Raw genomic sequence first — 289 nt, forward strand, 5'->3', positions numbered from 1 at the left:
ACCCTTTCCGGGCTCGGCATCAACGATATCGGCTGGATCTATCCCGCCGCATGACACCGACCCGGGCACGGCGGTTCAGCCGTTCAGCCCTTCAGCCCTTCAGCCGCGCCCGCGGGCGCGTAGCGCCGACAGGCCCAGCCCGGGCAGCGCCGCCGCGCAGGCCGCGTAGCGCCCCGCCAGGCGGCCCGGGTCGCCCAGCATCCGCCAGGCCCATTCCAGCGCGAGGCGCTGCACCCAGACCGGCGCCCGCCGCTGGCTGCCGGCGATGAAGTCGAGCCCGGCCCCGATC

General features: G+C 75.4%; 1 protein-coding gene. It reads right to left on the reverse strand.

The features are described from left to right. Positions 1-99: 99 nt before the first annotated feature. A partial coding sequence (locus Ga0609869_RS18320; protein ID WP_369022885.1) for a WecB/TagA/CpsF family glycosyltransferase occupies positions 100-289 on the reverse strand: 190 nt, incomplete at its 5' end.

This window comes from Rhodovulum iodosum (assembly GCF_041020385.1).
Classification (GTDB): domain Bacteria; phylum Pseudomonadota; class Alphaproteobacteria; order Rhodobacterales; family Rhodobacteraceae; genus Rhodovulum; species Rhodovulum iodosum.